Below are 26442 nucleotides of genomic sequence, written 5' to 3' on the forward strand. Positions count from 1 at the left end.
GCGATCACTTCGCGGTCGCGGGAATGCAGTCGACGCCCGCAGCGATCAGCGAGGCACAGAAGCGACGCGCCTCATCGCGCGAGGCGAAACCTCCGGCCCGAAGGCGCCAGAAGGTGCGCCCGCCACTTTGAGCTTCCTGGACGATGCGCGACTTGCCCGAGAAAAGCGATCCGAACTTGCCCGAGACCCGATCCCATTCCCCCTTGGCGATGGCGTCGCTGTCGAAGGCACCGATCTGGACAAGAGCCGACCCCGCCGCGACTTTCGCAGGAGCGAGCGCCGGTGCAGGCGCTTCGGACGGAGCAGAAGCGGGGCGGCTTGCCGCAACCACGGGCGCGGCGTCATTCGCGGTCGTCGTCGCGGCTGCGACCCGGCGCGGACGCGGTGCGGGCCGGGCCGATTGCGCAATCGCGGCCGCGATCGGCGCAGAATTCGCTTCGACCAGGGCCTGGGTTATGGCGTTGTTCTGCGTTTCCTGTCCGGACAGGTCGGTCAGCGCCTCGTTGACCGGCGCCTCGCTCGGCGGGGCGTCCGAGATGATCGCGTTTGCAACATCGTCGGGTTCGATCGTCGATTCGGCCAGTGCCGCCGCTTCGCCATCGGGAAGCGGGATCACGCGCGCCGTGTCGTCAAGCAGCGGCAATTCTACCGGACGCGAAGGCTCGCGTGCGGCAACACCCAATTCGCCCATCGGAACGTCCTGTTCGGCAAGCCCAGTGGCGGAAGGTGCAATCGCGACCTTGTCGGCGACTTGAGAGCTCGCGCCCGCCGCGACGGCATTGACCGCAAGCCCGGTGCGGTCGCTCAGCTCGCCCCCCGGATCGACCGGGGCCGTGCGGGCGGCGCCCTCGACCGCGCGGATGACCGGCACGCCCGACACATCGCGCACGACGAGCTTGAACCCCCAAACCGCGAGCACGACGATGAGTCCGACCGAAATCAGCGCGCCGAAATAATGCGTGAGCCGGGAAACGCGGCCAAGGACGCTATCCGGTTCGGCGAGCGCCGCACCGTGGGAGAAGCGTTCATCCTCCCAGTCCTCGTCCTGCCATTCCTCGTGATAGTCCTCGTCATGCGAGTCCTGGCCATAGTGGAATTCCTGCGCATGCCGCTGTGGCCGCGAGCCCTGAAACCCGCCGGAGCGGAAATCTACTACTGCCATTGATGCCTGCCTGCCGGTGTGTCCGGTGTCTGTTCGTTGCACTGCTCGACACCGGCAGGACGCTATTTTCAGCGCATCTCTTTGGCCGGAGTCACGCCCAAGATACCAAGACCGGCCGAAATGACAACGCCAACGGACCGGGCCAGCGCGATTTTCGCCGATGTTGCTGCAGGATCGCCATCCTGAACGAAGCGCAGCGATGCCTCGTCATTGCCGCGATTCCACAGCGAATGCAGTTCCGACGCGATATCATAGAGATAGAAAGCAATCCTGTGCGGCTCATGAGCCTTTGCGGCGATTTCCACGGTGCGTGGCCATTCGGCAACTTTCTTGGCCATTTCCAGCTCGGCCGGATGGCTGAGTCGCGCCAGATCGGCACCGGCAAGCGCCGCGTCATCGGTCGCGACACCGGCTTCGGCGGCCTTGTTCAGCACGGAATTGATCCGCGCGCTGGCATATTGAACATACCAGACGGGGTTGTCCTTGGATTGCTCAAGCACCTTGTCGAAATCGAAATCAAGCGCCGCGTCGTTCTTGCGCGTCAGCATGTGGAAGCGGGTCACATCCGCCCCGGCCTGCTCGACCACGTCGCGCAGGGTGACAAATGTGCCGGCGCGCTTGGACATCTTGAAGGGCTCGCCGTTCTTGAAAAGCTTCACCAGCTGGATCAGCTTCACATCCAGCGGCACGCGACCGTTCGAAAGCGCGGCGACGGCTGCCGTCATGCGCTTGACATAGCCTCCGTGATCGGCGCCGAAGACGTCGATCAGCTGGTCGAAGCCACGGTCGATCTTGTCCCAGTGATAGGCGATGTCGGGCGCGAAATAGGTCCAGGCCCCATCCGATTTCTTGACCGGACGATCCACGTCATCTCCGTGCGCGGTCGAGCGGAACAGCGTCTGTTCACGAGGCTCCCAATCTTCCGGCGTCTTGCCCTTCGGCGGTTCCAGCACGCCTTCATAGATCAGTCCGGCCTGACGAAGCCGGTCGATCGCGGCCTCGATCCGGCCGGTCCCGTAAAGCGCCTTTTCGCTCGCGAAGACGTCCATGTGGACATTGAGCAGCGCAAGGTCCTCGCGGATCATGTCCATCATCGCGGCGGTGGCGAAATCGCGCACCTCGACCAGCCATTCGGATTCGGGCTGATCAAGCAGGCTCGCGCCATATTTCGCCTTCAGCGCCTCGCCCACCGGGATCAGGTAATCGCCGGGATAAAGACCCTCGCGGATCTCGGGCTCAAGCCCGTTCGCCTCGCGGTAACGCTCATAGGCCGAGCGCGCCAGCACGTCGACCTGCGCCCCGCCATCGTTGATGTAATATTCGCGCGTCACGTCATAACCCGCGAAATCCAAGAGCGCTGCCAGCGCGTCGCCAAAGACGGCACCGCGCGTATGGCCGACATGCATCGGGCCGGTCGGGTTCGCGCTGACGAATTCGACGTTGATCTTGGTGCCGCTGCCCAGCGTCGATCGGCCATAATCGGCACCATCGGTCAGCGCCACGCGCAGCACGTCCTGCCATTGGCCGGGGGCAAGACGCAGGTTCAGGAAACCCGGTCCAGCAACATCGGCCACCGTGATGCGCGGATCTGCCGCCAGACGCGCGGCCAGCGCCTCGGCGATCTCGCGCGGCTTCTTGCCGGCAGGCTTGGCCAGCACCATCGCGGCATTGGTCGCCATGTCGCCATGGGCGGCATCGCGCGGTGGCTCGACGGTCACTGCAGCGGTTTCAAGTCCTGCGGGCAATTCACCCGCCTGTTCCATCTGCGCCAGCGCGTCGATCACAAGCGCGCGGATATCCGAAAAGAGGTTCATGGCTTCCATCCGTAAGGTCGCTGCGGGATAACGCCTGCCCTTGGGGGCCGTCAACCACAGGGGCGCTGGCAGGAAAGCGCAGCACGGATTGACGTGACGCTCAGATCGTCGCGCCCGAGGCCGCTTCCGGCTCAGCGGCCACCCGCGCGTCCGGCAGGCGCGAGGCGGGCAGCAACGAGGCCGTGGCGCGATCGGCTCGCGACGCCGAGGCGCTGACATCCGGGGGCATCAGCGAAATGATCCTTGCGCCCGGCTTGGCCTCGTTCAGCCTGCCGCCTTCGCTGATGAAGGAAAGCTTGTCGCGTGTCACGAGGGCAAGCGGGATCGCGTCGGGCGAAGCCTCGCGCCAGGCCTCGATCCTGTACTCATCGGTCAGCCGGGTCGTGCGAAAGCTCCAGCCCTCGTCGAGCAGCGCGAGATATTGCGAAAGGGTGCGACCTCCGGCGATGGACTTCCCGCCCAACTGACTGGGCAGGGTGTAACGGGCCACGTCCTCTTTTTCGCGCGTCACCTGCCAGATCGCGTTCCGGCCCAGTTCGGGGCCAAGGTCGGTGGCGACAAGTGTGTTGTAGGCGTCATTGTCCGAAGCCGAAAGCAGCGCGTTATAGGCAATGAACTCGACGCTCGTCTCGGCCGCCTCGGAAAGAATGTCGCCATAATAGTAATGCAGGCCAGCCTTTCGCGCGGAAAGAAGGCGACGGCGGTTGGGGTCCGCGATCAGGACCTTCACCTCGGCCTTTTCCAGCGCCTGGGCAAGCTCGGTCGAGAATTGCGACCCGCCCACGATGATCAATCCCGGCTTGTCGCCCGAGGTCAGGCCAAGCCTTCGCGCAAGCGGCGCAAGGGTGAATCCGTGCAGAACAACCGTCGCCACGACCAGAACGAAGGACAGCGGCACCAGCAGCGCCCCGTCCGCAATTCCCTGCGCCACCAGCTGTTCGGCGAATATCCCCGATACGGCAACCAGAACGACACCACGCGGACCCGTGAAGGCGATCAGGGCCTTTTCCTGCCAGGGCAGAGCGGTTCCCATCAGCGACAGAAAGACAGTCAATGGCCGGATGACCAGGATCACGCTCAGCACGAAGGCTACGGCTCTCCAGTCCAGCAGGCGCAGCGTCTCGAAGCTGAAGCCGGCCCCCAACAGGATGAACACGCCGGAAACCAGCAGGATGGTCGCGCTTTCCTTGAAGCGATGGATCTCGGAATAACTGGGCAGGTTCGCATTCGCGATCAGCAGCCCCATCACGGTGACGGTCAGCAGCCCGCTTTCATGCAAGATCGCGTTCGCCCCGGTGAAAGCCGCAAGGACAGTCACAAAAAGCAGCGGCACCTTCATGTATTCGGGGACGAGGTTGCGCCGGAATGCTGCGACAATCCCCCCGCCTGCGGCGAGACCCAGCAGCACGGCGAAGCTGACACCGGAAACCAGATGCCAAAGCGCCTCGCCCCCGCCAAGGTTCTGGTGCCCGACCAGAACGACCAGCAGGGCCAGCACCGCCGCCAGCGCGCCAAGCGCGTCATTCACGATCGCTTCCCATTGCAGCGCCTGCGCCGGCCTTGCCCGCAGCCGGGCCTGCCGCAGCAGCGGCGCGATGACGGTAGGCCCGGTCACGATCATGATGCCGCCAAAGACGATCGCCGCCTCCCATGAAAGCCCAGCGATCAAATTCAGCGCCAGGGCCGAAAGCGCCCAGCCCAGGGGTGCTCCGATATAGACAAGATGCAGGACGGCCGATTTCGCGTCGTGAAGTTCGCGAAAATTCAGGGTCAGCCCGCCTTCGAAAAGGATGATCGCCACCGCGAGCGAAATCAGCGGTTCAAGCAGCGGGCCGATATCGCGCTCGGGCAGAAAGACGCCCAGCACCGGCCCCAGCAGCAGCCCCACTGCCAGCATCAGCACGATCGCCGGCATCCGGAAGCGCCAGGCGATCCACTGCGCACCCACACCCGCGACACCCACGATCGCAAAGGCCTCCATCGGGCTCAGCCCCATCGTCTCCAACGCCATTCACTCCCTCGCAACTGCCTGACCGGAGACCCGGATAAGAGCTTCACATTGTTCCGTCAGGTTCCGGCAGTCACGGAAAATCTGCGATCAGATTGACGCGACCCGCGTTTTCCGATAGGCCCCTACGCGTCTGCATCCGGCAGACATGGCGAGGGGCGTGCGGAGATTGCGTCCCGAACCGCCGCCATCGGACCTTCGATCTGATCACGGGACCGTTTGCGGCGTTGGACGCAAGACCAGCGCAGGAAGTGATTCTGCGCATTGAAACGAAAGCCCCGAATGACCAAATTTTCCGACCTGAAGCTGGACCCCAAGGTTCTCAAAGCCGTTACCGAGGCTGGCTACGAAACGCCGACCCCGATTCAGGCTGGCGCGATTCCCCCTGCGCTCGAAGGGCGCGACGTTCTTGGAATCGCCCAGACCGGCACCGGCAAGACCGCCAGCTTCACCTTGCCGATGATCACGCTGCTGGGCCGCGGTCGGGCGCGCGCGCGCATGCCGCGCAGCCTCGTGCTCTGCCCCACCCGTGAACTTGCGGCTCAGGTCGCCGAGAATTTCGACATCTATGCCAAGCATACCCGTCTGACCAAGGCGCTGCTCATCGGCGGTGTAAGCTTCGGCGAACAGGACAAGCTGATCGACCGCGGCGTCGATGTCCTGATCGCGACGCCGGGCCGTCTGCTTGATCACTTCGAGCGCGGCAAGCTGCTTCTGACCGGCGTCCAGATCATGGTCGTCGACGAGGCGGACCGCATGCTGGACATGGGGTTCATCCCGGATATCGAGCGCATCTTCCAGCTGACGCCCTTCACACGCCAGACGTTGTTCTTCTCGGCCACCATGGCGCCCGAGATCGAGCGCATCACCGATACGTTCCTGCACGCCCCCGAGCGGATCGAGGTTGCGCGTCAGGCGACGACCAGCGAAACGATCACCCAGAAGCTGGTCGAGATCACGCCCACCCGCCGCGACCAATCGGCCAAGCAGAAGCGCGAATTGCTGCGCGCCCTGATCCGTGCCGAGGGCGAGGATCTGAAAAACGCGATCATCTTCTGCAACCGCAAGACGGATGTGGATATCGTCGCCAAGTCGCTCAAGGCCCATGGCTTTGATGCGGCACCGATCCATGGTGATCTTGACCAGCGCCACCGCATGGCGACGCTTGACGATTTCCGCGACGGCAAGCTGCGTTTCCTCATCGCTTCGGATGTGGCGGCCCGCGGGCTCGACATTCCATCGGTCAGCCATGTGTTCAACTTTGACCTGCCCTCGCATGCCGAGGATTACGTCCATCGGATCGGTCGCACCGGCAGGGCCGGTCGTCTGGGCACCGCGATCTCGATTTCGACCCCGGCGGACGAAAAATACCTGACCGCGATCGAGGCCCTGGTCAAGCAGGCCCTGCCGCGGGCCGAAACGCCGGAAGGCTTCTCGCTTTCCGCCGCAGCGCAATCTGCGCCACGCCCGTCGCGCGAAAGCGGTCGTCGCGAGCGCGGCCGGGATCGTCGCGGTCGCCGCGACGACAGCGAACAGCGCAGCGCCAAGGCCGAAGAGACCAAGCCGGTCGAGCCCCGCGCCCGCGAAGAACGCAAGGATGAGCGCCGTGAAGCCCCGCGCGAAGAGCGTCGCGAAGAGCGCAGGGATGACCGTCGCGAACGCCACGACCGCCAAGATCGCCGCGACGATCGCGGCACTGACCGGCGGACCGAACGTCATACCGTCATGGGCATGGGGGATCATGTTCCCGAGTTCATGACCCGCAGCTTCCGTCCGACGCTTTTCGAGGTTTCGGAAGAAACTGCGACCCAAAAGCCGAAAGCAGAGCCTACTGCGGCACCCGTCGCCAAGAAGGAAGCCAAGGCTGAGGCGAAGCGTGAAACCGTCGCCGAGACGGTCGTGTCGGAGCCCGCGGTGACGGAAACGCCGACGGAAGCACCGGCCAAGCCGAAGCGCAGCCGTTCGCGCAAGTCGGCTCCGAAGGCGGCGCCTGCTGCTGCGGCAGAGGCACAGCCCGAGATCGTAGCCGCCGAGGCTGCCGCAGTTCAGGCAGAACCGGGCGAAGCGCCTGTTGCAGACGCCCCCCCGAGCGAAACCGCGACCGAAGCACCCGTCGAGGCCCCCAAGGCCAAGACGACACGCGCGCGCAAACCCCGTGCGACCAAGGCCAAGCCTGTCGCTGAAGCCGCTCCGGCTGAGCCCGTGGCCGAAACTCCTGCAGCAGCCGAACCTGCGGCCGACGCCGGAGAGGCCAAGGCAGCAGAGGCGCCGACCGACGAAGCCGCGAAGCCCAAGCGCAAGGCGTCCCCCCGCAAGGCTGCGGCGCCCAAGGCGACCCCGAGCAAGACCAAGGGCACGGCCAGCAAGAAGACCACGGCACGCGCCCCTCGCACGCGCAAGGCCAAGGCGACTGGAAACGAGGCCGAAACCGGCGCCTCGGAAGCTCCGACCAACATCGCCGACGATTCGGCTGCCGAGGCATAAGCCTCGGCAATGCCAGTGCCGGCACCATCGCCTGCAAGTGACCGGCGCGGCCGCCCGCCGCTCCGGTCTCTTGCATTTGACCTCGCGCTCGGGGCTACCGCCGCCCTTGGGCAGGCGCCGTGGAATCTGTGGTTCCTGACAGTCGTCGTGCTTGGCCTTCTGGTCTGGCGCGTCGGCGGCGCGGATGGTCGACGGCAGGCTGGTTGGCACGCGCTTGCGGCCGGGTTCGGCCATTTCGCCATCGCGATGTCATGGATCGTCGAACCCTTCCTGGTCGAACCTGAAATCTACGGCTGGATGGCCCCTTTCGCGCTGTTCCTCATGGCAATCGGCGGCGGGCTTTTCTGGGCGGTTCCGGCCTGGCTGGCAGCAGGGGGTATCGCGCCGGGGCACCATCGCCAGGCGGCGGCTTTCGCGGGGTTCATGGTCCTGTCTGACTGGCTGCGCGGTTGGATCTTCACGGGTCTGCCCTGGGCATTGACCGGGCATGTCTGGATATCGACACCTGCCGGGCAGACCGCCGCGACATTCGGCGCAATCGGGCTGTCTGCGCTGACCATGCTTTGCGCTGCCATGCCGACCCTTTTGTGGCAAGCCCGATTGAGCAAGCTGCGCGGCGCGCTGCCCGGTGCGGCGATCTCGATCCTGCTGATCGGGACGGCCTGGAGCGCAGGTCTGGCGCGCCTGGCCCAGCCCTTGCCCCCCGATACCGGCCTTCACCTGCGTCTTGTCCAGCCCGACGCCAGACAGGCCCTGAAATGGGACCCTTACTGGTCCGAGGTCTTCTTCCGCCGGTTGATCGAACTTTCGGCGGCGCGCGATGCGGACCGCACCTCGCCCGATGCGATCATCTGGCCCGAAACGGCGGTGAACTTTCTGCTCGAGCAAGCCGGAACCGCCCCCGAAGATATCGCGGCCTATGTTGGTGGGCCGGTCATTCTCGGCATTCAGCGGGTTGTGGGCGAACGCTACTACAACAGCCTGACCGAATTTTCGGAACGCGGAATCGGCCCCGTCTATGACAAGTTCCATCTCGTGCCTTTCGGGGAATACACCCCCTGGGGGGACGTGATGTCGCATTTCGGCGTGCGTGCCTTTGCCGCCCAGCACGGGTTTGGCTATTCCTCCGGCCCCGGCCCGGCCAGCCTCCGCTTTGGGAAACTGCCATCGGTCCAGCCGCTGATCTGCTACGAAGCAGTGTTCTCGCGCCATCTCATTTCCGGGGCGGAGCGACCGCAATGGCTGCTCCAGGTGACGAATGATGCATGGTTCGGAAAGCTGTCCGGCCCCTGGCAGCATCTGGCGCAGGCCAGGCTGCGCGCCATCGAATCCGGCCTGCCGCTGATGCGCGCGGCGAATACCGGCATCTCGGCAGTCATCGATCCCCGCGGCAACCTTCGCGCGACGCTCGGCCTCGATCTGGCCGGGCGCATCGACAGCCCCCTGCCCGGCGCGCTGCCACCAACGCCCTGGTCGCAATGGGGTGACTGGCCGGCCGTCCTTGCCGCGCTGGCCACCGTGCTGCTTGCATCCTTCCGTCGCAGGTTGACTGTCGTCAGGGCCTGATCTATCGGTCGCGCTTGACCGTCACAACGGCTTCCTGGCGTGGCGGCGTCTACTCAACGGAGCACTTCAATGGCCAGACAGAACTACGTGTTCACCTCGGAATCCGTCTCCGAGGGGCACCCCGACAAATTGTGCGATCAGATTTCGGATGCGGTGCTGGACGCGCTGCTGGCCGAAGACCCGGCCGCGCGCGTGGCCTGTGAAACCTTCGCCACGACCGGCACCGTCGTCATCGGCGGCGAAATCGGCCTGACCGACCAGAAGAAACTGGGCGAGTATATGGGGCGGATCAGCCAGATCGCCCGCGATACAATTCGCGACATCGGCTACGAGCAGGAAAAGTTCCACTGGAACACCTGCCACGTCCACAACTACCTGCACGAGCAATCCGCCCATATCAGCCAGGGCGTCGATCGTGACGGCGCGGGCGACCAGGGCATCATGTTCGGCTTTGCGGTCGATGAAACCCCCGAGCTGATGCCCGCCCCGATCCAGTATTCGCATGCGATCCTGCGCCGTCTGGCCGAGGCGCGGAAATCGGGTGCCGAGCCGATGCTGGGCCCGGATGCAAAATCCCAGATCAGCCTGCGCTATGAAAACGGCAAGCCGGTCGAGGTGACGAGCCTCGTGCTGTCCCATCAGCACAAGGATGAATCGCAAAGCTCGGACGACATCCGCGCCATCGTCGAGCCCTATATCCGCGAGGTCCTGCCCGCCGAATGGCTGACCAAGAACACCGAATGGTGGGTCAATCCGACCGGCACGTTCGTGATCGGGGGACCTGACGGCGATGCTGGCCTGACCGGGCGCAAGATCATCGTCGACACCTATGGTGGTGCGGCCCCGCATGGCGGTGGTGCGTTTTCAGGCAAGGATCCGACCAAGGTCGACCGCTCGGCCGCCTATGCCGCGCGCTATCTTGCGAAGAACGTCGTCGCGGCGGGGCTTGCGCGCAAATGCGTGATCCAGCTCAGCTATGCGATCGGCGTCGCGAAGCCTCTGTCGATCTATGCCGACACCTTCGGCACCAGCGAGGTTCCCGAGGCCGAGATCGAGCGCGCCGTTTCGCGCGCCATGGACCTGACGCCGCGCGGCATCCGCGAGCATCTGGACCTGTGCCGCCCGATCTATCGCCGCACGGCAGCTTACGGCCATTTCGGCCGCGCGCCGGAATCCGATGGCGGATTTTCTTGGGAACGCACCGATCTCGCAGAGGCGATCAAGCGCGAACTGTGAGCAGACTGCCACGGCAACCGAACATGAAGAAAGGCCCGGGGCTTGCTGCCTCGGGCCTTTCTTCATTCCGGCTAGAAACTTTCGACTGCGGGCCGGCCCCTCCGGCCCGGCACTTCAATCCTTGAAGCTGCGGCTGTCCTTGATCTGATCCCAGGCCCAGACAACTTCCTGCAGGCGATCTTCGTCCGAACGGTCGCCGCCGTTCATGTCGGGATGAAGATCCTTGACCAGGGACTTGTATTGCTTGCGGATCTCGGCGCGGGTCCAACTGTCCTTGGCCTCAAGGATATCCAGAGCCTTGCGCTCGGTGGGCGGAAGTTTGCGCGTGGCCTTGGTGCGCACCTCGGGATTGGTGCCATTTGCCCCCAGGATCTCAAGCGGATCATCGATGCCGTGCCGGGCCCATTTCTGTTCCTGGGTCGAGCGGCCGAACGGTTTGGTCGGCCGTTCCCAAACGGTCGCGTTATCCAGAAACTCCTGGAACTCGGCTTCGGACTGACCCTGAAAGTAATTCCAGTTCAGATTGTACTCGCGAACATGGTCCTTGCAGAACCAGTAATAGTCGTCGAGGTTCCGCGGAGATTTCGGCGCACGATACTGGCCGGGTTCATTGCACCCTTCCTTGTCGCATCTGCGTGTCGAAGTCTCGAAGGCGCCCGACATGCCACGGCGTCCCTTGGACCGTCTTTTCTTGTCCGAGGCCGCGGAAATGTCGAAGCCGAACGGGTCGCTATTGCTCATTTGCCTGCCTTGTCCTGATCGGGACGGGCAGTCTAAGCTATTTCGCGCGACATGAAAGGGGCTTGACTAATGATTGCCGACGAGATGCGGGAACGGCTGCGTGAACTTCGGCCGATCCGGCTTGAGATCATCGACGAAAGCGAAGGGCATCGCGGGCATGGCGGCTGGCGCGCAGGCGGCGAGACGCATTTTCGAATCCGCATGGCCAGCGCCGAATTCGCGGGCCTCGGCCATGTGGCCCGCCACCGCCTCGTGCATCGCACCTTGGGTGACATCGTGCCCAGAATTCACGCGCTTGCGCTTGAACTCGCGGAAAGCTGAGCCGTTAGCGCAGACAGCCTTGCGGGCGTTACAATGCGCCGCGTAGAAGCCATACAAAACGTAAGCACAAGGACTTTCAGGATGACCTCGCCCAAGGATTTCAACGATCGGATGCTGTCTCTGGGCCTTGCCCGCGTGAGCGAGGCCGCCGCACATGCCTCGGCCCGCCTGATCGGTCGCGGCGATGAGAAGGCCGCGGACCAGGCTGCCGTCAACGCCATGCGCGAACAGCTGAACATGCTCGACATCAAGGGCGTCGTCGTCATCGGCGAGGGCGAACGCGACGAGGCCCCGATGCTTTACATCGGCGAGGAAGTCGGCACCGGCGACGGCCCGGAAGTGGATATCGCGCTTGATCCGCTGGAAGGCACGACGCTGACCGCCAAGGACATGCCGAATGCGCTGACCGTCATCGCGATGGCGCCGCGCGGCACGCTTCTGCACGCGCCCGACGTCTACATGGAAAAGCTGGCCATCGGTCCGGGCTATGCCAAGGACGTTGTCAGCCTTGCGATGTCGCCCGCCGAGCGGGTCCGCGCGCTGGCCAAGGCTCGCGGCGTCAAGGACAGCGACATCACCGTCTGCATCCTTGAGCGTCCCCGCCACGAAGACCTGATCGAGGAGGTCCGCTCGACCGGCGCCGCGATCCGGCTGATCACCGATGGCGATGTCGCGGGCGTCATCCACTGCGCCGAGGCCGAACTGACCGGCATCGACATGTATATGGGCTCGGGCGGAGCGCCCGAAGGCGTTCTGGCGGCATCCGCGCTGAAATGCATGGGCGGCCAGATGTGGGGCAAGCTGCTGTTCCGCAACGAAGACGAAAAGGGCCGCGCCGCCAAGGCCGGGATCACCGATCTTGACCGCATCTATTCGCGCGACGAACTGGTGACCGCCGACGTGATCTTTGCCGCGACGGGCGTGACAAACGGCTCGATCGTGGCCGGCGTCAAGCGCGAGCCGCATTACCTGCAGACCGAAACGATCCTCATGCGTTCGAAGACCGGCTCGGTGCGCCGGATGATCTATCGCAACCCGATCAAGTAACTCGGTTCGGACAGGCTTGAACGGCGGGCGGTCATGGGAGAGAAGCGTCCCATGACCGCCTTTCTTTCCGTAGATTCCTCGCTGACCGGCCGCTTCTGGCGTGGTCCAGATGCCCAGCTTGAACGCGCGGCCGAAGCGCTTGCTCAAGACAGCAGATTGCCGCTGCCCGTCAGCCGCGTCCTTGCCTCGCGCGGGGTTCTGTCCCACGACGCTCAGTCCTACCTCGAGCCGAAGCTGCGCGACCTCATGCCCGATCCCCTGAGCCTGCGCGACATGGGAAAGGCGGCCGAGCGCATCGTCGCTGCAGTTCTCTCGCGCGAGCGCATCGCGATCTTCGCGGATTACGACGTCGATGGCGGCTCGTCGGCTGCCCTGCTCATCGATTGGCTGCGCCGTCAGGACATTTCGGCCACGCTCTACATCCCTGACCGCATCGACGAAGGCTACGGCCCGAACGTGCCCGCGATATCGGGGCTTGCGGAGAAACACGATCTCATCATCTGCGTCGATTGCGGCACGCTGAGTCACGAGGCGCTTGCCGCAGCGACGCCGCGCGACGTGATCGTGCTGGACCATCACCAGGGCGGCGAGACTCTTCCGCCGGTCCTCGCGGTGGTCAACCCCAATCGCATGGATGAAGACGGCGCGCTTGGCCATCTGTGCGCGGCAGGCGTCGTCTTTCTGACGCTGGTGCAATGCAACCGGCTGCTGCGGGAAGCGGGCCAGCCCCAGCCGGACCTGGTCAGCCTGCTTGATCTGGTCGCCCTTGCAACGGTTGCCGACGTGGCGCCTCTGACCGGCGTGAACCGCGCCTTCGTGCGACAGGGGCTGGTGATCATGGCACGCCGAGAGCGCCCTGGTCTTGTCGCGCTGTCCGACGTCTCGCGGCTCGATTCTGCGCCCAATGCGTTCCACCTCGGCTTCCTGCTTGGACCGCGCATCAATGCCGGTGGCCGCGTCGGCAAGGCCGATCTGGGCGCGCTCTGCCTGTCCTGCACGGACCTGAACGAGGCCGGGCGGCTCGCCGCCCAGCTTGACGATCTCAACCGCGATCGCCGGAGCATCGAGGCCGCCGTGCGCGAGGCAGCCATGGCCCAGGTCGAGGCACGCGGAGGCGAAGGACTGGTCGCATGGGCTGCCGACGAAGGCTGGCACCCCGGCGTCGTGGGCATCGTCGCGGCCCGTCTGAAAGAGGCGATGAACCTGCCCTCGGTCGTCATCGGCATCGAGAACGGCATCGGCAAGGGCTCGGCCCGCTCGGTGCCGGGTGTGGACCTCGGCCGCGCGATCCAGCGACTTGCGGCGGAAGGGCTGCTCTTGAAGGGCGGCGGCCATGCCATGGCAGCGGGCCTGACGATCGAGGAAGCGAAGATCCCCGAGGCCATGGCGCGCCTGTCGCACCTGCTGGCACGCGAAATGGACGAACGTCCGGGCGCGGGCGAACTGCGCATCTCGGGCCTGCTGGACCCGGCCGGCGCCACGATCGAACTGATGCAGATGCTGGAACGTGCCGGCCCCTTCGGACAGGCGGCCCCTGCCCCCAGATTCGCCTTTGCCGACCAGTTGATCGACAGCGCCTCGACCATGGGCGACAGCCATCTGCGCCTGCGTTTCCGCAGTCCCGGCAGCCCTGCCATCGAGGCCGTCGCCTGGGGCGCAATGACAGGCCCGCTTGGCCCCGCGCTTCTCGGCGCCAAGGGCCGGCGCTTTCATCTGGCTGGCAAGCTCGAGCTGTCGCAATGGGGTGGACGCGAACGCGTTCGGCTGCGACTGGACGACGCCGCGGCCCTGTCGTGAAGCCTGCAAGGCGCCCTTGGAAAAAACTTCATCGAAAGGTCATTTTTCCGCTTGCAGGCATCGCGGCCCTGCCCTAAACACCGCCCCACGCCGCAGGGCACAGCCCGGCGGAAATAGAAAGTGGCCCGTTCGTCTATCGGTTAGGACGTCAGGTTTTCAACCTGAAAAGAGGGGTTCGACTCCCCTACGGGCTGCCACTTCTTTTCGCCAATGGCGAAAAACGCGCCGCGATCAGCATGATCGGCGGCGTTTTTCTTTGTTTCCGGCCCTGAAATGTCCTGCCGAAAGAAAGTTCAACTTACCCACAGAAACCGTGAAACAGCCCCTTGCGGCCGCCGCGAAGCTGGCCTAAATGCCCACTCGTCGCCAGATGGTGACACCCAGAAGTGGCCCGTTCGTCTATCGGTTAGGACGTCAGGTTTTCAACCTGAAAAGAGGGGTTCGACTCCCCTACGGGCTGCCACTTTCTCCGATATTGCCAAATTGGAAAAAGGGCGCCGCAGCGCCCCCTTGTCCTGATTTTTCCAGACTCGCTGCCTCAGACCTCGTTGATGCTGCGCATGAGCCAAAGGGCAAGTCCCGAGCAGATCAGGGTGGCGATGATCACCGGGCGCGCGCTGCCATCGTAAAGCAGCCCCACCGGCGCCGCGATCAGGACGGCGCCGATCGTCGAGACAGCGGCGATGACCGATGCGGCCATGCCCGCGACATGACCCATCTGTTGCAACGCCATGGCATTGAGATTTCCGAAGGTGACACCCGCCATGAAAAAGACGCTGACCGCCCAGATGAAGAAGGCAGGAAAGCGCAACGGCTCGGGCAACAGATCGGCCAGCACCAGAACCGCCATGACCGAAGACACGACCACCTGCATCGCATAGGCGCCGACCACGATGCGCCGCATGCCCAGGCGGACCACATAGCGGGCGTTGAAGACCGTCCCGATCCCCGAAAGAAGCGCCATGGCCGCGAACCAGAAAGGGAATTCCGCCCCCTTGTGATAGGTTTCGGAAAAAAGCTGCTGGGCCGAACTCAGCAGCGCGAACATCTGGCCGAAGCCAAGCGTCATCACCACGGTCACAAGCTGCACCTGCCGGTTGCCCAGCACCTCGCGCGCCGATGCCATGAGGTTTGTCAGGTTCATCGGCCGACGACGCTCGGGCGGCAGGGTTTCGGCCTGACGCAGGTTGAGCCAGACCGACCCGATCAGCGCAAGCAGCACGAAGGCCCCGAAAACGCCTCGCCACCCGACGAAATGGATCAGCACCGCACCGAGCGATGGCGCGATGGCCGGCACAAGGATGAAGATCATCATCACGAAGCTGGTGATCCGGGCCATCTCGCGGCCTTCGTAGAGATCGCGCACCAGCGCCTGCGAAACGATCCTCGGACCGGCTGCGCCAAGCCCCTGGACGAAGCGCGCTATCAGAAGCATTTCGAGCGAGTTGGCGAATACCGCGGCGATCGCGGCAAGAGCATATATCGCGAAGCCCAGCGTGATGATCGGCTTGCGACCATAGGCGTCCGAGAGCGGGCCGGCGACAAAGACCCCCAGTCCCATCCCTCCCACAAAGACCGTCAGCACAAGCTGGGCGCGGTTCACGTTGTCGGGGCTGAGAAGCCGCGCGATTTCCGGCAGCGCGGGCAGCATCGAATCGATCGAGAACGCGATCACCGCAAATATGATGGCGAGCATCGCGATGAATTCGACCTGGGACTGCCTTGCCTTGGGCGTTCCGAGCGGCTCTGACATGTCAACCTCATATCCTGGAATGGTACGCGCCTATCCCTGCGATCGGGATGGCGCAAGCCTGCGACGTTGCACAATCCCGCGCGAAGGGTATATCGGGCACATGACCAATGCTCTCCACATGATGAAACTTTGCGTCGGCTGCGACAGCCCGGCCGAGCTGGAAGAATGGCAGCAACACCGCTGGCAGGGCGCCCCAGCGCGCCATGTGACGCGCATGTGGCCCAAGCGCGAAGCCGAGCTTCTGGCCGGCGGATCGATCTACTGGGTTTTCAAGGGGGTCATGCAGGCCCGCCAGCGGCTGATCGGCCTGGAGGAGGTCGAAGGCGAGGACGGCATCCGCCGATGTGCGCTGGTTCTGGAACCGGCTCTTGTCCGCACCGCATCCGTGCCGCGCCGTCCCTTCCAGGGTTGGCGCTATCTCAAGGCATCCGATGCGCCACCGGACCTTCCGGCCGGCCGAGACAGCGAACCGAGCCTTCCCCCGGAGGTCGCCCGCGCATTGGCGGAAATGGGCCTGCGCTGAGACAACCCTGGTCCCGCATCGGGGCAGGAAGACGGACCGAGCAGCCGCAGTTGCGGAAGATGGCCAACTGCCCCGCCAACCGGCACAAAGCCTCAGGCACGATTACCCGCCCAGGTTCCAATCGCCACAGTTGACTTGACTTTCGAAGCACGACTAGATGACCGCACAACCTGATCTCCACAGGAGAGATATCGAATGCCGGAAGTCACCGAAAATGCTGACAAGAAACCTGCGGACGAGCGGCCGGCAATCGCCCCGCACTCGACGGACGATATCAAGGGGATCTTTTCTCTCGTGGCGCGGTTGACCGGCAGCTTCGAAGACCTTCTGAAAAATGTCGACCCGACGCTGACCATCACCGAATGGGCGATACTCGACCTGCTCGTCTATGGCGGCGATCTGCGCCCTTTCGAGGCTTCCAAGAAGCTCTCGATCTCACGCCAGCATGCGTGGAAGATTGGCAAGAAGCTGGAAAAGATGGAACTGATCACCGTCAGCGAACCCGCCGCAAATACCCGCGCGGTCATGCTGTCGGCCACGCAGAAAGGGATCGACACAGCCGTCAAGCGCGAGGCGATCTTCAGCGAGATCGCGAAGTCGTTGACCGAAGCCCGACCCGGCATCAAACTCGGCGCGGTGAAGCAGATCCTTACCCATATCATCGCCGCTCTTCAGGACAGGAAGGCCGAGCACTTGCAACAGTAAGACCACTTTGGTGATTTTTCCTGGCTGCCCACGGATGTCGGGCGCCTCTTTGTGACACTTGAGAAATGAGCTGGACGTGGTCGACAGAATCTGGATCCACATAGGCGCCGAAAAGACCGGCACGACGACTATTCAGAAGTGCCTGAAACTCAATCGGTCGAAACTCGCGGATCGCGGCGTGCTTTTTCCAAGATCCGTCGGAGAGTTCAATCACATTGCGCTTGCGGCCTATGCGATGAACGATGGTCGGGGCATCGAGGAGCTTCGGATTCAGTCGGGGGTCCGCAATATCAGCGAAATCCCTGAATTTCGCGACAATCTGAAGGCAAGTCTCATTGCCGAGACCGAGGCATCCGGGTGCCATACGGTTGTCATGTCCAACGAGCACTGCAGTTCACGGCTGAAATCGATCGAGGAAATCGAACGTCTCCGTGACCTCTGCCTCTCGATCTGCAGCGATATCAGGATCATCCTCTACATCAGGAACCCGGTCGACTTTTTCGCAAGCTGGTACTCGACCGCAATCGCCAGCGGCAATACGTTCGACTTCCCGAACCCGGTTCCGGATCACCTGCTGCGCGCCGCCGACTGGCTGGCGATGGCCCGCGACTGGGCAAGGGTCTTTGGCACCCACTCCGTTTCCGTCCGGCGTATGGACAAGTCGAAGTTGGTTGACGGTGATCTGCTCAAGGATTTCTTCCATACGATCTCGCTTCCCGAGTTCGAATTCGACGTTCCACCGCGCACCAACGAGGCGCTTCCACTCAAGGGGCTGCTGTTTCTTCAGCAGATCAACGACCGGATTCCTCGTATCGTCGACAACAGGATGAACGAGGAACGCGGTCCCATCGTGGATGCGCTTCGCGCCTGGCCCGAGAAGACGAAATACGCGTTCAGCCAGGAATTCTCGGATGAAATCGAGGATTATTACAAGCAATCCTACGAAGTGCTGCGCCAGCTTTACTTTGGCGATGACACGTCCGATCTGTTCTCCGAGCCGTCATCCGTCGGGCAGGCAAACGACATTGCGCCCTTGACGGTGGATGACTGCCTGGATCTCGCGGCGCATATCTGGAAATACGCAAACTCCAAAGTCCGCAGGTGACCTGGGCGATTTGCCATCGCCCATTCACGGAGGACATCCAGCGCCGTATCAGATGCAGGGAGGCTTCGGCGCTGGCTTGATCCCTTCTCGAAATTTTTCGGGAATTCTGCCGTCTTACGAGCTCTTTCGCCGCAACAGCGCCGGCCATTGCCGGTTGCGTCCCGATATCGTTTGTCTAAGCTGAGACCCGAGGCATTTGCGTCAGCGCAAGATCGTCTCGTCGACCTGCCCCATTGCCCAGAAGCAGGAGGAACATCGGGGATGATGGCATTCTTCGTTGGGACAGCTGCGCAGGCGAAGTCGTTCGAGCTTGATGGCCGCGCCATGAACTCATGCTTCGCGCATGGCTTCACGGACAGGCAAGGACAGGACCGAGTAGCGAAATGCAGGACCCACGACCCTCGCAATCCAGTCCCGACGCAATCGCAGCACGCTGCGAGGCGGCCCAAGCCTTGCTGCCTCCGCATGAGATCCGCCCCGAAGACAATCCGCGCCGTTTCAAGCTGGCCGACGACCTGAGGGCCGATGGCGTTCACGACATCGCGCAGGCGCTCTATCAGGCGATCCTGCAGACCAAGCCCGCCAACCGGAAGGCACTTCGCCAGCGTGCCGCCTGCAGCCTCGCAGCGGGAAGGCCGGACGAGGCGCTGAAGCTTGCCGAGGAGGCACTGGACCATCTTCCCGGCGATGCGGGGCTTGAGCGAATCCGGGCGAAAGCCCGACTGGAACTGGGCGTCGGCGGGGTCCAGCCGGGCAAGGCGCCACTCCCGCCACCGCAACACTTCCTTGCCGCCGCGCGCGAGCGTCTGCAATGTGACGATCATGCCGCCGCGGCCCGTATCCTCGACGAGCATCTGGCCATCCGCCCGGACCATGTCCCGACCCTCGCGCTGAGAGCCAGCACCGCGATGAAGTCTGGCGAACCGTCACGCGCGCTGGATTTCTGCGAACGCGGATTGGCGCTTCAGCCGGGCCATCCGGGCATGCTCGCGACGCGCGCGGGCGCCCTGACCCGAACCGGACGGACCGAGGCGGCGCTCGAGCAACTCGAAAGCCTCTACCGGGCCGATCCCGATTTGAACGAAAACGCGAAATTCGCGCTGGCCGAGGCGAGGGTCGCCGCGGGGCATGAAGAAGCGGCGGATGCCCTTTACCGCGCCGTTCTTTCCGAACTTCCCGGCAACCCGCGCGCGCATCTGACCCGGATCCGCCTTGCCCTTTCCGCCGGAGACATCGACGAGGCACTTGAGCGTTGCGATGCGGCATTGCGGCACCATCCCGGGGACGCGCGCTTCACGGCCCGCAAGGCGCATGTCCTGATGCAGGCCGGGCGCCCGGATGAGGCGCTGTCCTTGCTCGAGCAATCAGGGCAGGACGCCTCTGACGAATCGTCGCTGCAACGACAGATCGCGACAGCCCTGCTTGCCCTTGGACGGCGGCAGGACGCCCGGCGCATCCTGATCGACCTCTTGGGGCGGGATGAAGCTGATCACGAGGCGCGCATTCTGCTGGCGGACATTGCCGAACAGGAAGGCGACAGCGCAGCCGCGATGGCGCATCTGGAGCACGTTCTGGGTGACGCGACCCCCACCCGAGCGGCGGAAGAGGATGGTGCAGCACCCCCAAGGCAGCGGCCGGGTGTTCTGTTGAGATATCTGCAGCTTTGCCTGCGAGCCGGAAGGATGGAGCACGCCCGTCAGATCCTCGAACAGATCGAAGAACCGGGACAGGGGTGGACGATGGCGCAGCTCATGGCGCTGGCCGGCATCGCGCAAAAGACCGGAACCCTTCGCCTGGCGACAGCGACCCTGAAGGCAGGACTTTCAGCGGATGTTCTCACGCCGAACATGGCGCTGCATGTCCTGCGCATGGCGCAGGCCTCGGGCTCGCAGACCTTGGCAGAGCGGGTTCGGGACCGGCTGGAAAGCAAGCTCGCGCCGAGTCAGCAGGACTTGTTCCGCTTGCGCAGCCATCTTGCGATCTACGGCCCGCAGGAGGCGCTGGCGCGGATGCGCGAAACCCGCATCCCGCAGCGAAACCCGATGCAGGCAGAGGCGCTGGCAGAGTTGCTGGCAAAGGCGGGCGAGCGCGACCTTTGCCTGCGCTATCTGCGCTTGTGCCGTATTCGCTGGCCCGGCTCGTTCCCTTTGCTCAGACAGCAGGTGAATGCGTTGAACCGTTTCGGCGCGGCAGCCGATGCGCTTGTCATGCTCGACCGCATGGACGAGACCGGAAGCAACCCAGAGCGGCTCAAGCTGAGGGTTCAATCGCTGACACTTCTTGGCCGCCTTGATGAGGTGCGCGAATTGCTCGACAGGTCGGAAAACGCGCGGGGTAAGCTCATCGGCAGCAAGCAGCGCATGATGCTTTGTCTTGCTGCCGGCGATCTTGGGGGCGCCGAGGCACTGGTTCAGGCGGTCGCCGCAGAAAGCCGTCGCAGCGACCGCGTCATTGCGCGCTTTCGCGTCGGCCATCTGGGTGTCCTGCTCAACGAGTTGCAACTGATCGCACGCGCCGAGCCGTTGGCTGTGGCCGGGGCTCAGCCCTTCACGGATGAACTGAAGCACGACTTCTACTTTCCCGCCAAGCAGGCAATCGACGCGTGGCAGGCAAGTGCCCGCCCCGTATCGCCCGTGGGGGCGGCCAGCCAGATCCCCCGACGCATTGTCCAGTACTGGGATGGCGAGGACCCTCCCCCCGCAATTTCGGCACTGATGGCGAGTTGGCAGGTGGCCGCGGGCTACAGCTATCACCGCTATGACCGCCGCTCGGCCCTGGCCTTCCTGGCCGAACGTTTCGACATGTCTCATGTCCGGGCCTTTCGGCTGGCGACCAGCCCGGCAGAGGAATGCGACTTTCTGCGGCTTTGCCTGCTGCTGGCGGATGGCGGGATCTATGCCGATGCCGATGACCTTTTGCTGGGCAATCCCGAAGACCTGCGCGGCAAGGCACAGGGGGTTGTTCTTTACCGCGAGTTCATTGGCGCCGTCGGCAACAATTTCCTTGCCGCGCGGCCCGGTCACCCTCTGTTCCGGTCAGCCGTCGACATGGCGCGCCAATCGCTGCTGGCGCGCGAGAATGACATCACCTGGTCCAAGCTGGGTCCAGGCCTGATGACCCGCGCCGTGGCCGTTCATCTTGCAACAGGTGATCATGGCGATGTGGCACTGCTGCCCGAACAGGAGGTTGCGGGGACGATCCAGATGCACATGGCGATGCCCTACAAGGCGACCCCGCATTACTGGAACAGCCGGGATGGGCGCGCGCCGGATCAGATCGTCAAGGTGCTTACCGATTTCGCCAACAGCCCTTGTCCGGTGCCAGATCATAGCTGACCGAGGCCCCGGTAAGCAAAGCTGCTGATCCGCCATGCGATGCCACCGAAGCATAAGCGGGAGGTAACGGCCGCGCCGTTCCTCCCAGGATTGGCAAGGGCCTGGTTTCCGGCCTGCGGCGTCAGCCTGCCAGCGGCATGCCCTTGTCGTTGACGCGGTCCAGACGTGCGCGAAGCTCTGCAGGAACCAGCCGTCGGGCCGAGATCCGCGGACGCTGCATTTCGGGAATGGTGCGTTCCGTGCCGTAGAGGCTCGCATATTCTTCGAAATTGTCGAATGCCCTGCGCCCGATATAGTCGACGAAGGTTTCTGCCGGCACGCCATTTGCCAGGATCACGTCGTGATCCTCGGTCTCGACATGGTAGTAGATCACACGTTCGGGCAGCGCCTCGATCGGATCAAATGCAATGCTCGTTCCGTTCACCAGCGCACCGGCATTGATGGCCAGACCATCGAGAACCAAAGCATGGTCGGCCGTCAGCACAAGATCGCTATGCGGCAAGCCATTGCCCAACGCCCCTGCCTTCACCCGAACGGGAACGAAACGCTCCGCCGGGGTGAAGACCTTGCTCGCCGTTTGCCGACCAATCCACTTGACCTCGACGCTTCGGCCATCCTCGGTCAGGATCTGATCGCCGATCCCCAGCGTCTCGACCGCGACCTCTCCATTCGGCGTCGCGACGCGGGTGCCCGCAGCGAAGCATTCAAGCAGATCTTCGGTGTTGATGTCGTCATCGGTGAAGTCACTGGGATAGCCGCTCGTATCCCCGGTAGACGAGATGACATAGAATGTGCCGTTGCCCGAGGTATTTGTCAGGATCAGATAATCTACCCCGTCCACCGTGATATAGCCTTGATACGATCCTTCGATCCCCGTTTCACTGCTCGCGTTTTCCCCCACCTGGAAATATTCATTATCGAGAGCACCACCATCGGTCGTAATGACGGTGGTCCCAGTTGTCGTCGGGCTCTCGTCGATCGCCGACCCCTGTACGTCGGATGTATCTCCTTCGATGAGGGTAAAGGTCCCGGTATCCGGATCGTATTGGTACATAGCTGCGGAACCAATGTCATAGCTGGCAGGCATAGGCATCTCCTTTGACTACATGCAATTGAATCGAATTTCAGAAGTCCTTTGGCCGGCCCGTCCGCGTAGCGATGGCAGACAAGTTCGATTGTATCGCGGCACCAGGTATTGAAGTGACGAATTCAAGAGCGTGTCAACCTTCGAGCGAACTGCAAGGCGTCCCAGATCGGCACTGTTGCAAGCCGCGGCATCTACGACCAAATGCTGAGGGATTATTGTAAAACGAGAATTGGAAAAATTCTCAGGAATGCCAGTCAGATAGGATTTCCTGGCAAAATCGACCCAAGACTCCCGATCAGGTCCTTCCAACACGCGTCGAAAGGACGAAACTTGTCCGTCCTTCCGCAAAGCGTGACGAATCGAATCGCATTGGCGACAAATCAGATCGCGCGCCGCAAGTCAGTCCCACAGGCCAAGGATTCCGAATGCGCTGACGTTGCAAAGCCCTGCAGCCTTTCGCGCAGTGCGGCGGGAACCAGGCGGCGCGCCGAAACTCTGGGGCGCGGCATTTCCGGAATGATCCTTTCGTCGCCATAAAGCTCTAGATATTCGTCGAAATTGTCGAACGTACGTCTGCCGAGATAGTCGACGAAGGTTTCGACGGGCACGCCGTTTGCAAGGATCACGTCATGATCCTCTGTCTCGACATGGTAATAGGTGACGCGTTCGGCCAACGACTCGATCGGCTCGAAGACGATGCTTGCGCCGTTCACCAGCGCCCCGGAATTGATCGCGAGACCATCAATGATCAGGGCGTGATCCGCCGTCAGAACGAGGTCGCGATGGGGCAATCCCTGGCCAAGCGCACCTGCCTTTACCCGGACCGGAACGAAGCGTTCGGCGGGGGTGAATATCTTATGAACGGTCTGCCGCCCGATCCACTTGACCGGGACCTCGCGACCATCATGGGTCATGACGTGATCGCCGAAGGTCAATGTCTCGACCCGCTTGTCGCCATTGGGCGTGGCAATCAGCGTACCGGCGGCGAAGCATTGCAGCAGAGGCGTAGTATTGATCTGGGTCGCCGTGAAACTTGTGGGGAAATTCGCGAGATTGGCCGATTCAGATCCGACGTAAAAAGTGTTGTCGCCATCGTCGTTGGTCACGACAAGATAAGTCGCATTTCCGATCGATACATATCCGACATAGGTCGCGGTGACGCCTTCGGTGGTGCTTCCAGTGTCGCCCACGTTCAAATATTCGTCTTCGGATTCTGTCGTGAATGTGGTGGAGAAAGCCGCAGGGCTGGTTCCCAGTTCGCTGCTCTGTTCACCTGCAACTTCGCCATCGATCAACGTGTAAGTATCTGTGGCTTCATCGAAACGGTACATAGCAACGGAATTGACTTGGTAAATGGCAGGCATTGGCTTCCCCTAGTTAACACGTATCACAATCGTGATGACAAAAATCGTAAACGGCCAAACACTTGCGCCGGTTCTCGCAGGAAACTGATTCTGCAAGACCACGCCACCCAATGAAGTGATGTTTGTAAACGACTGTCAATGGAAAATAATTCGACGCCTTATAGGCGTATCAGTAAGCGAAAAAACTATCATAGGTTGACGGACATGCCATCCGCCCCGATCCGCCCGCCCTATAACGGGCAGGCCAGAAACTGACCGTCTCTCGTCGAGACTACAGATCCAAAGCCTTGAATCTTATATCGCGCGACCTGTTCGACCGAAAAGCCGCCTCGATTTTCAGGTGAAGATCATGAAAACAGGATCAATCCCTGGTCGAAAAACCCGTTGGGTATGAATTCAAACCGCCCGCGCCCGGTCGCCAATCACTGCCGGAAATCGATTGACGCACGACCTCGGCATAAAAAGGCCTGACAGGGCAGAGACAAAAAGGTCATTGGCAGCCTTGCTGAACCTGAGCAGTCAATGACCGCATCGCGCAGCCAGCGACCGAACACAAGAGCGTCGATGACTACGGCGGCATCTGGATTGGGATTTGGAGCGGGTAGCGGGCTCCATGGATCAACAATATACATCAAGATATGCATCATATCAAAGACATAGAGGATTATTCGAAATTATTGTTGCGCAAATAGATGCACAAATTGATGCACAAAAATAATACAGCATGTCCTGAAGTTCGTCGATCTTTGCGGCCGGGTATCGCCACTCCAAATACGGCACGCCGACTGCGCACTGCCAAATTCCAGCTGCAAATCTTCAGCTTGCAGCGACACCGAAACGCCGCAACCATCGACAGGACTTCGCGGTTCCGAAGCGCTATCAGGAGGAAGCCCGCATCCGCAACCGGATGCAGGCACAAATGGTTATTCAGCTTTAACCAGAATAAAGCCCTTCGCCTTCAGCCGACGAATGGTTGAGTTCGCCACGCGAACCATCCTAACTCTGGCATCTTTCCATTCTTGGGCAACTTTCTCGTCGCCGGCAGCAGCATGTTGATTCTCAGATGCCCATAGAGCACGCGCTAGCGCACGAACAGCAACTCGCTTGCCATCGCCGCCAGTATCCTCCGTCATCGATTGCTCAACATCGGCCAGCTTCTCTTCCGTGTCTGTCGTCATGGTTCTAAATTCTCCAACTGAGCTTGCGAGCGCATCCCTAGGCACATCACCTTCAGTAGCGCCCGTTTACCATTGCACCACAATTTTGTAAACGCAATAGACAAACGTGAGGAGCGTTGGCATCCGGATAAAACACTGCCTAAATTTCAACCGCTCAGCAGCAGGACCAAGTATTTCCTTTTGTTCCAAGAAGTTATAGATGACCAACGCCAACGTCTCAGCATCTGAAGTCGTCCCCGCCAATCTTCTAGTCGTGGACTAAAGACTTACGCAGCCTCACACTAGGCATCCGGTACTTCGCCCGACCTGGCACAGATCAAACTCGTCTCCTCATCGTTGCTGCACCGCTCCTCATCCAAGATCAGTTTGACGCGACCCGACCGGACGGAATAAGCAGTAAACACCCTTGATCAGGCGGCGGATCCTATTACGATGCATCTAACAGCAAACGAAGATCATGAGCATGAACGAAAAATCCAGCGAGATCGATCAAACTGTCCTTCAGCGCGCGCCGGAGAAAGATGCCAAGGATGTAGCAGACATCGTGTCTGCATCAATTCTCCTGCAGATTAGGTTCACCGATAGGTTGAAGGAAGCAGATCCCAACGTCACCGCTACACAATGGGCCATGCTGAATCTTCTGACCAATCACGGTCCCCTTCGGCCATTTCACATCGCTCGGAAACTGGGGATATCACGCCAACACACGTTTCAAGCCACCAGAAAACTGCAGTCCTATGGCTATATTGCGTCGACCTCTGAGGACAACAGCCGTGCGGTAACCCTGACCCTGACTGACGATGGCAAGAAACTGCATCACGCTGTAGCCAAGCTTTTTGACGCAGCTGCGGGGGAGTTGAATGTTACTCTTCCAAAAGCGAATGTCCGACCCACAAAGGTGTTCTTACTCCATCTTACAAGAACACTATCAGATGCCGACCCTGGGGACGACGCCGAGCGACTTCCATCAGCTATAGAGTGAAACAAGCCCAAACCCTCCCGTCACACAATCCCCAATGGAGCATTTTGGCCTTCTACTGTAGCAGCAAGCTAGCATGTCGAACGATGTGTGCATCGTTTATCTACATAATGCGCCACGATGCTCCACACCTGAAGCCTGCCTACTTCCAAATGAACATGTGCACTTGGTTTGCTTTGACACCTTGCCATCACCAGGATCATAATCAGCACGGGCGTCCACACGTCAACGACGGCA

General features: G+C 62.2%; 18 protein-coding genes, 2 tRNA genes, 1 pseudogene and 1 riboswitch. Of the genes and pseudogenes, 13 read left to right on the top strand and 8 right to left on the bottom strand.

Annotation, left to right across the window (positions count from 1 at the left end):
* Positions 1–4 precede the first annotated feature (4 nt).
* The 3 genes from RGQ15_RS13405 to RGQ15_RS13415 form a co-directional block, all read right to left on the bottom strand.
* A complete protein-coding gene (locus RGQ15_RS13405) occupies positions 5–1162 on the bottom strand; it encodes an SPOR domain-containing protein (protein ID WP_311160799.1) in 1158 nt (385 codons plus the stop codon).
* 68 nt (positions 1163–1230) lie between these two features.
* Positions 1231–2976: an arginine--tRNA ligase gene (gene argS, locus RGQ15_RS13410; RefSeq protein WP_311160800.1), complete on the bottom strand. Its 1746-nt coding sequence runs from the start codon at positions 2974–2976 to the stop codon at positions 1231–1233.
* Positions 2977–3076: 100 nt separating this feature from the next.
* Positions 3077–4987, bottom strand: a complete 1911-nt coding sequence (locus RGQ15_RS13415) for a cation:proton antiporter (protein WP_311160802.1) — start codon at positions 4985–4987, stop codon at positions 3077–3079.
* A gap of 279 nt (positions 4988–5266) precedes the next feature.
* On the opposite strand from RGQ15_RS13415, the pseudogene RGQ15_RS13420 reads away from it, so the two are divergent.
* The 3 genes and pseudogenes from RGQ15_RS13420 to metK form a co-directional block, all read left to right on the top strand.
* Positions 5267–6784 (top strand): annotated as a pseudogene (locus RGQ15_RS13420) (DEAD/DEAH box helicase); the annotation flags it as partial.
* 699 nt (positions 6785–7483) lie between these two features.
* A complete protein-coding gene (lnt, locus tag RGQ15_RS13425; protein WP_311160805.1) occupies positions 7484–9034 on the top strand; it encodes an apolipoprotein N-acyltransferase in 1551 nt (516 codons plus the stop codon).
* A 15-nt stretch (positions 9035–9049) separates the two neighbouring features.
* Positions 9050–9098: riboswitch (SAM-SAH riboswitch) on the top strand.
* Between the two features lie 5 nt (positions 9099–9103).
* A complete protein-coding gene (gene metK, locus RGQ15_RS13430) occupies positions 9104–10270 on the top strand; it encodes a methionine adenosyltransferase (RefSeq protein WP_311160806.1) in 1167 nt (388 codons plus the stop codon).
* A gap of 114 nt (positions 10271–10384) precedes the next feature.
* Here metK and RGQ15_RS13435 read toward each other — a convergent pair whose 3' ends face one another.
* Positions 10385–11011: a J domain-containing protein gene (locus tag RGQ15_RS13435; protein WP_311160807.1), complete on the bottom strand. Its 627-nt coding sequence runs from the start codon at positions 11009–11011 to the stop codon at positions 10385–10387.
* A gap of 69 nt (positions 11012–11080) precedes the next feature.
* On the opposite strand from RGQ15_RS13435, the gene RGQ15_RS13440 reads away from it, so the two are divergent.
* The 5 genes from RGQ15_RS13440 (at position 11081) to RGQ15_RS13460 (ending at position 14639) form a co-directional block, all read left to right on the top strand.
* On the top strand, positions 11081–11332 hold the full coding sequence (locus RGQ15_RS13440; RefSeq protein ID WP_311160809.1) for a BolA family protein: 252 nt from the start codon (positions 11081–11083) through the stop codon (positions 11330–11332).
* 81 nt (positions 11333–11413) lie between these two features.
* Complete coding sequence (gene glpX / locus RGQ15_RS13445; protein WP_311160811.1) at positions 11414–12379, top strand: class II fructose-bisphosphatase; 966 nt, start codon at positions 11414–11416, stop codon at positions 12377–12379.
* A 51-nt stretch (positions 12380–12430) separates the two neighbouring features.
* Positions 12431–14176: a single-stranded-DNA-specific exonuclease RecJ gene (recJ, locus tag RGQ15_RS13450; RefSeq protein ID WP_311160812.1), complete on the top strand. Its 1746-nt coding sequence runs from the start codon at positions 12431–12433 to the stop codon at positions 14174–14176.
* A 122-nt stretch (positions 14177–14298) separates the two neighbouring features.
* Positions 14299–14373: transfer RNA gene (locus tag RGQ15_RS13455), tRNA-Glu, on the top strand.
* A 191-nt stretch (positions 14374–14564) separates the two neighbouring features.
* Positions 14565–14639: transfer RNA gene (locus RGQ15_RS13460), tRNA-Glu, on the top strand.
* A gap of 75 nt (positions 14640–14714) precedes the next feature.
* Here the strand turns inward: RGQ15_RS13460 and RGQ15_RS13465 are convergent.
* Positions 14715–15929 carry a multidrug effflux MFS transporter gene (locus RGQ15_RS13465; protein ID WP_311160813.1) on the bottom strand — a complete coding sequence of 405 codons (1215 nt, stop codon included), beginning with the start codon at positions 15927–15929 and terminating at the stop codon, positions 14715–14717.
* Positions 15930–16029: 100 nt separating this feature from the next.
* On the opposite strand from RGQ15_RS13465, the gene RGQ15_RS13470 reads away from it, so the two are divergent.
* The 4 genes from RGQ15_RS13470 to RGQ15_RS13485 all read left to right on the top strand — a co-directional run bounded on the left by RGQ15_RS13470 (position 16030) and on the right by RGQ15_RS13485 (position 21597).
* Positions 16030–16452, top strand: a complete 423-nt coding sequence (locus RGQ15_RS13470; protein ID WP_311160814.1) for a DUF1489 family protein — start codon at positions 16030–16032, stop codon at positions 16450–16452.
* Between the two features lie 195 nt (positions 16453–16647).
* Entirely contained in the window at positions 16648–17157 is a 510-nt protein-coding gene (locus RGQ15_RS13475; protein WP_311160815.1) for a hypothetical protein, read from the top strand.
* A 76-nt stretch (positions 17158–17233) separates the two neighbouring features.
* Positions 17234–18262, top strand: a complete 1029-nt coding sequence (locus RGQ15_RS13480; RefSeq protein ID WP_311160816.1) for a hypothetical protein — start codon at positions 17234–17236, stop codon at positions 18260–18262.
* A gap of 383 nt (positions 18263–18645) precedes the next feature.
* Complete coding sequence (locus RGQ15_RS13485) at positions 18646–21597, top strand: tetratricopeptide repeat protein (RefSeq protein ID WP_311160817.1); 2952 nt, start codon at positions 18646–18648, stop codon at positions 21595–21597.
* 121 nt (positions 21598–21718) lie between these two features.
* Here RGQ15_RS13485 and RGQ15_RS13490 read toward each other — a convergent pair whose 3' ends face one another.
* From RGQ15_RS13490 to RGQ15_RS13500, 3 genes are all read right to left on the bottom strand, one after another.
* Entirely contained in the window at positions 21719–22684 is a 966-nt protein-coding gene (locus tag RGQ15_RS13490) for a Hint domain-containing protein (RefSeq protein ID WP_311160819.1), read from the bottom strand.
* A gap of 380 nt (positions 22685–23064) precedes the next feature.
* Entirely contained in the window at positions 23065–24048 is a 984-nt protein-coding gene (locus RGQ15_RS13495; RefSeq protein ID WP_311160820.1) for a Hint domain-containing protein, read from the bottom strand.
* Between the two features lie 923 nt (positions 24049–24971).
* The gene (locus RGQ15_RS13500) at positions 24972–25226 is read right to left on the bottom strand and encodes a hypothetical protein (RefSeq protein ID WP_311160821.1); all 255 of its coding nucleotides are present in this window, start codon (positions 25224–25226) and stop codon (positions 24972–24974) included.
* Between the two features lie 463 nt (positions 25227–25689).
* Between RGQ15_RS13500 and RGQ15_RS13505 the strand changes: the two genes are divergently transcribed.
* Entirely contained in the window at positions 25690–26208 is a 519-nt protein-coding gene (locus RGQ15_RS13505; RefSeq protein WP_311160823.1) for a MarR family transcriptional regulator, read from the top strand.
* Positions 26209–26442 lie beyond the last annotated feature (234 nt).

The sequence above is a fragment of the Paracoccus sp. MBLB3053 genome, from assembly GCF_031822435.1.
GTDB classification, from domain to species: Bacteria; Pseudomonadota; Alphaproteobacteria; order Rhodobacterales; family Rhodobacteraceae; genus Paracoccus; species Paracoccus aurantius.